Below are 2,269 nucleotides of genomic sequence, written 5' to 3' on the forward strand. Positions count from 1 at the left end.
GCGCAGCGCCACCAGCCACAGCATGGTGGCCAGCGAACCAGTCACCGACAGGTTCGGGCCCAGGTCCACGCCGATCAGCAATGCCGCACGCGTCTGCGCCGGCAACTCGGCCATCTGGCCTAGGGAGCCGGCCGCCAGACCCACCGGCAGATTGTTGGCCACGTTGCTGAGCAGTGCGGCCGAGGCACCGGCCAGCCAGCCCGCCTGGTGYGGCGAAGTCTGCGCCAGCGCCTGCAGGTTGCTGGCCGCCAACTGGATGACACCGGTCTGCGCCACTGCTTCAACCAGCACGAACAGGCCGGCCACCAGCGGCAGCACGCCCCATGACACGTGGCGCAACAGCGGCAGCGGGCTGTGGCGCTGGCGGATCGCCACCACCGCGACGCTCAGCGCGCCTGCACAGAAGGTGGCCAGGCCCAGCGGGCCGTTCATTGCGGAGGTCACCAGCAGCACGGTGCCGGTGAACAGCACGCCGAGCGCGCTCAGCCGGCCACCCTCGGTAAGCGGGCGATGCTCGGGCGACGCTGCCAACGGTTGTGTGATCTCGCGGCGATACACCCAGCGCAGCACCAGATAGGTGCCACCAATCGCAGCCAACGACGGCAGCGTGAACTGCGCCAGCCACTGCAGCAGCGAGGGCATGTGGCTGCCATAGACCACCAGGTTGGCCGGGTTGGAAATGGGCAGCACGAAGCTGGCTGCGTTGGCGATGAACGCGCAGACGAACAGATAGGGCAGGGGATTGGCGCGGGCCGCCTTGCATGCCGCATAGACGGCGGGGGTGAGCACCACGGCGGTGGCATCGTTGGACAGGAACACCGTCACCACCGTGCCGACCAGGAACACCAGATCGAACAAGCGCCGGCCCGAGCCGCCGGCGTGGCGCACCGCATACAGCGCCAGCCAGTCGAACAGGCCCTCGCGCCGCGCCAGCTCGGCCAGCACCATCATGCCGATCAGGAACAGATAGACGTCGCGCCCTTCGGCCACTGCATGCCAGGTCGTGCCGAGCGACACCGCCCCGAGCAGCGGCAGCAGCGCGGCCGCGCCCAGCGCCCACACGTATTCCGGAATGCGGAAGGGGCGGAACAACAGGCCGACGGTGGCAACGGCCACGGCCGCCCAGATGATGAGGGGGGAATGGGAAGCGAGCATGGAGTACGTGGGGGTCTCAGCGGCACCGGCGCGTAGCCAACAGCAACGCGCGCGCTGCATCGCGGCAAGTGCAAGAAAGTCGGCATCATACCCGGTCGATGGTTTACGCCATTCACCGTGATGCGTCACGGTAATTCCGACCCCGGACGCCCACAACGCAACAGGTAGTGCCGGCCGCTGGCTGGCAAAACGCCAACTGAAACCCGTCTCGGCTACGATTCGATGACCGACACAAACGCCGGTGGGGCAGGGGGCGCAATGGACATGCAGACAGAAACCGTATTCGATTCACCCGCGCAGACCACGCCGCGGGAGGAACTGACCTTCCACTGGCTCTACGAGCGTGTGCAGGGACTGGTCGATCGCAGCATCTACCCGAAGGCGGGCCGATTGGAAAAGTGGTCGTTCCGAGTGGGCATGCTCGCAGCCGTCATCGGCATTCTCAGCAGCCAGCTTCCAGATCGATGGCTTCCAGTTAGCGTGGTGTTGCCGTTAGTCATCGTGTGCTTGGCGGTAGAGATTGGCGGCTTCATCGTGGGAGGCATCCTCGCGGCGCGGAGAGGAATTCGGCAGTTCATCCAGCCACGTCTGTCGCATGCGAGGGAAATGGATAGCGATTTTGCGCACTGGCAAGCAGTGGTCGCCGACCTTCGCGCCTTTCCCAGGATCGAGCGTGAACGGCGACTCAAGTACGTCAGCACCCTGCGCACCAACATGATTGAACGCATGGGAATGATGTATGGCGGACTGCAGCGCCTTGGTCCATTTCCTGTATTGATTGCGCTCTACCTGCAGTTCCGTGGATGGAAATGGGGCGACTGGGCGGGGGCTTTCGACGTCAGTTTGCTCGGCGCACTGCTGATCTTTGGAATGGTGGTGCTCTATGCCGTGGGCTGGATGCTGATCGGACTGCGCACTCGGTTGGACACCTATGTCGCCTTGCTTGAGGGCTCCATCCAGGAGCCGGATCTGGACAAGCCCGCAATCATGCATGCGCCTCAGGCCTCGCCGCCATCCTGCGTGTAGCGCCGAGTTTGCTGTCGCCGCTTCGGTCGGGCACATCTTGACTGAAGCTGTTAGGCGCGCGCTGGACGCATGCTCCAACATGCTGTCC

General features: G+C 64.9%; 2 protein-coding genes. One reads left to right on the forward strand and one right to left on the reverse strand.

Going from position 1 to position 2,269, the window contains the following annotated elements:
* On the reverse strand, nt 1–1,155 hold a 1,155-nt coding region (locus AB4Y84_RS19740), incomplete at its 3' end, for an arsenic transporter (protein WP_442250733.1).
* A 222-nt stretch (nt 1,156–1,377) separates the two neighbouring features.
* Between AB4Y84_RS19740 and AB4Y84_RS19745 the strand changes: the two genes are divergently transcribed.
* Nucleotides 1,378–2,181, forward strand: a complete 804-nt coding sequence (locus tag AB4Y84_RS19745; protein ID WP_442250734.1) for a hypothetical protein — start codon at nt 1,378–1,380, stop codon at nt 2,179–2,181.
* The last annotated feature ends 88 nt before the right edge of the window (nt 2,182–2,269 follow it).

The sequence above is a fragment of the Stenotrophomonas sp. 2YAF22 genome (genome assembly GCF_052114665.1).
Taxonomy (GTDB): Bacteria; Pseudomonadota; Gammaproteobacteria; order Xanthomonadales; family Xanthomonadaceae; genus Stenotrophomonas; species Stenotrophomonas indicatrix.